Source organism: Pseudomonas sp. Sample_20 (assembly GCF_004307585.1).
Taxonomy (GTDB): Bacteria; Pseudomonadota; Gammaproteobacteria; order Pseudomonadales; family Pseudomonadaceae; genus Aquipseudomonas; species Aquipseudomonas atacamensis.
Genome location: NZ_RCOA01000039.1, coordinates 1 through 3109 on the forward strand (window position 1 = coordinate 1; position 3109 = coordinate 3109).

3 protein-coding genes are annotated in these 3109 nt (G+C 46.6%); all 3 read left to right on the forward strand.

Going from position 1 to position 3109, the window contains the following annotated elements; translation table 11 throughout:
* The first annotated feature begins 405 nt into the window (after positions 1-405).
* Positions 406-1584, forward strand: coding sequence for an ATP-binding protein (locus D8U70_RS10145; protein WP_241664649.1), 1179 nt, complete (start codon positions 406-408; stop codon positions 1582-1584).
* Between the two features lie 118 nt (positions 1585-1702).
* On the forward strand, positions 1703-2485 hold the full coding sequence (locus tag D8U70_RS10150; protein WP_130928815.1) for a hypothetical protein: 783 nt from the start codon (positions 1703-1705) through the stop codon (positions 2483-2485).
* A 311-nt stretch (positions 2486-2796) separates the two neighbouring features.
* A partial coding sequence (locus tag D8U70_RS10155) for a general secretion pathway protein GspC (RefSeq protein ID WP_130928816.1) occupies positions 2797-3109 on the forward strand: 313 nt, incomplete at its 3' end.

Genomic DNA, 3109 nt, shown 5'->3' on the forward strand with positions numbered 1-3109 from the left:
GGGTATAAGAGACAGGTTGGGGGAGGGGGTGGAGATGCCGAGGTTGGTGAGGCCTTGAATAATGGGAGGGATATTATAGTTTTGCTGTTTTAGCCGGGAGAGCTCTAAGACGACTGGCTCAGAAGGGTCTGAGAAAAAGAAGTACGAGTAAGCACAAATGTTTGTGGTCGCTTTCGCACCAGAATCAGAAAATCAGGAATCGGTCCGTTCTGTGTGAAGAAACCGCTCTTATTTTGCGCCGCATTGGTCCGTACCCATTATGGCCATGTAGGATATCTAGTAGTATGCGGTAACGAGGCTTGGGAGAGTCCGGGCTGCCCATCACATCACAAATGGACTTCTATTTTGCTTAGGAAAGAGATAACCGAGGTGTTCACACCTCGGCGTAGCGAAGTAAACGTGAATATGTATGTACATCGGCCAAGGCTAGAGCTAGAGCTGTCGCGTGCATTCAAGCGAAATTCCCATACGCTCATTTTTGGCGAAAGTGGCAACGGCAAGTCTTGGCTTTACAAAAAGGTTCTTGAAGATGACGGGATCACGTACGTGACCGTCAATTGTGCGAATGCTGCACGCATCAAATCGCTGACCGCTGAAATCTGCAACTGCCTCATAGCTCCAGGAACGGCTGTAAGTTTGGGGTACAACGTAGAGAAAGTGGCGGAGCTTTCAGCAGCTTTTTTAAAAGGCGGTCTGAAACAAAGTGATCGTTACGACGTGACCCAAGAAGAACCGCTACTCAAGGCCTTCAATCTTTACGCATCTGCGAACAATGCAAAAAAAATCATAGTGCTGGACAATCTTGAATCGATATTCAGTTCCGAGGAATTGATGGATGAGTTATCGAATATCATCATTCTTCTGGATGACAGTCGATATGCCGAGTGCAACATAAACTTTCTTGTTGTTGGGGTTCCTAACGGGGTTCTCCAGTACTTCCGTGAAATAAAAAATGCTGAATCCGTCGCTAATAGATTACAGGAAATTCAAAAAGTAGGTGGCCTTGATTCAGGCCAAGTTCGTGAGATCGTGAGTAAGGGGTTTGCGCATCTGCAAATACCTCTCTCCGGGGCCTCGTTAATTGAGATATCTGAGCATGTATCGGATGTAACGCTGGGCATTGCGCAGCGCGTTCATGAATTCTGTGAGCACCTCGCATATGCAATACAAGACAATAAGTGGACGTATATCCCGAAGACGCTGCAAGCAGCTGATCTTGCATGGCTGACGGCTGGATTACGGCATGCCTATTCTGTTGTAGAAAAGAATCTGAACAGCCGAGAAACTACTGTTGCACGGCGCAATCAGGTGATCTACTGCATTGCGAAGGTTAAAAGACACGAGTTCGACTCGAGTGACATTGACAGACTTGTAAGAGAGAATTTCCCTCGTACTGTGCCCAATACCAACATGGGCATAGGATCAATTTTGGCTGACCTCACTGCTGGATCAAGCCCCCTTATCATAAAAAATGAACACACTGGTGGTTACTCGGTAAAGGATCCACGATTCATCATGTGTATTAAACTCATGTTGTATACGGACGCAGCCGAAAAGGTTCAGTGCCGAAAATTTCAAGTGTAAAAAGTTCTTGATAAGAAAGGTTGCTGGCAAGTCGGAGTCACAGTAAATCTTTCCCCCTTTCTTGAAGTGGGAGGAATTGATGCTTTTTGCCTATAGATAAGGAGTTTAGGATGGCCGAATGCTTTGGATAATAGCCACGGTATATACCACGCTAGTGGGAGTGATTGCCTACGCGGCGTACCAGTTAAAGCTGGTGAGTGTAATCTTAGATAATCTGCCCGGAATTACTGAAAATGAGGAGTTCCTTAAGAACTATGCTGTTCAAATAAAAATTAATAGATTTCTAGAAAGGATTTGGCCCGGCGTCAGGAGTGTTAGGCTTTCAGGCGTATCAAGTGGGGTTTATAAATTTGTAAATTTACTGTTTATGTGTTTGCTGTTGCTCCAGTTTTTCTTTTCAGATTTATTATCGTTTGCAGCTCCGGTTGTGTTTCTAGCGCTTGGTTTTTTGGCATCGATCGGTAATTCTCTTCAAGATAAAAAGCGAAGTATGGAAGTCAACCAAAAAACTTTAATGCCATTTTCTATATTTTTCCCTCTCTTTATTGCCTATCACATTGATACATCGGATAAATTACTGAAAATGAAAGCCGTGTTTTCTGCCCAAGCGATAGGGTACGAAGCTACATTAGCGTCGATGGCTGTAGGGTTAGGTCTGTTTTGTTACTTTGGACTAAGTCTGATTGAGAGCTTTCAGCGGTTTGTAGTCGTTTGGGTGCTGAATAGGGCGTTGATTCTAACCAAAAATATGGTTTTGGTCGGTGTAAACCCGAGTTTACCTGGAGAAAAAGAAATGCGAGCCATAGCGAAAGAAGCAATAGTGGTTACAGCTAAAAATATGGCAGTTTTTGGATTAATAGTCGGTGCGTTATTGGCTTTCGTTAGGCGTGTGGTGGAGTGACCCTGCAGATGTCAGGTCTGATTTGTTTCCGAAAGTTGATAAGTCGCCATTGCCCTATCGAATGCTTTTCTGAACTCTGAGACGTTCAGGCCACTTGGCCTGGTAGCACTGGTCTGCTCGTGGCCTAATTATGCTATTACTAATTATGCCAAATCTTGCCTCAGAAGAAGCAGCAGGAAGGGCACTGATTTAATTCAGCGCGCTCTTTGGCGTCCCACCCCATCGTGCCCGGCGAATATATAAGGCATGTGAAATAAAACGGAGAGAGTTCCGCGTAGGCTGGCAACAGGGACAACAACGAGCGACAACCCATGAAATTCACCGCACGGATTATCCCGGCGCATACCGTCCAGGCCCTGGCACTGCTCGCCGCTCTGGTTGGCGTCGCGACATGGTCGTCGGTGCTGCTGATATCGGCGGAATCCCACACACCCGTAGCCGCCCCGAAAGTGCTCGCGGCGATGAGTGATAGCCCGGCGTTGCAGTGGTTTTCCAATGAGACTGCGCCGGTGGATATCAAGATGAGTGGGGTGATCGCGGGCGGGAGTGCGACGGTGGCGATATTGAGTTTAAACGATGGCGCGCCGAGGAGTTTTTTGGTGGGGGAGAAGGTTGGGGTTGGGG

Bases quoted from the DNA above. Each gene is read 5' to 3' on its own strand.
- D8U70_RS10145 (WP_241664649.1), top strand. From the start codon at position 406: ATGTATGTACATCGGCCAAGGCTAGAGCTAGAGCTGTCGCGTGCATTC.
- D8U70_RS10150 (WP_130928815.1), top strand. From the start codon at position 1,703: ATGCTTTGGATAATAGCCACGGTATATACCACGCTAGTGGGAGTGATT.